Genomic DNA, 257 nt, shown 5'->3' on the forward strand with positions numbered 1-257 from the left:
GTTGTTGATGTGGAAGAACTTGTTGAGGAAGAGGTTGTTCAGGATGACATGCACGAACAGCATGTTGTCAGGCATTGTGATATGCCGCGCCTGAATGATGAGTATGATGATTTACCCGAAGACAGTTTGGATGGCGGTTGGGATACCGAATTCGAGGAGGATATGCTTGCTTCTCAAGAAAATCCGGATCCGTTCTATGATGGGGTGCGTCAGTTAGAAGGCGGTCATACTTATTTGACAGTAAGACACAGGCGGAC

1 protein-coding gene is annotated in these 257 nt (G+C 47.1%); it reads left to right on the forward strand.

All coding sequences use genetic code 11. The features are described from left to right. Positions 1 to 257, forward strand: a 257-nt coding sequence (locus SM755_RS23905; protein ID WP_323174870.1) for a hypothetical protein, incomplete at both ends; no start/stop codon positions are given.

Source organism: Natrialba sp. PRR66, assembly GCF_034808065.1.
Classification (GTDB): domain Archaea; phylum Halobacteriota; class Halobacteria; order Halobacteriales; family Natrialbaceae; genus Natrialba; species Natrialba aegyptia.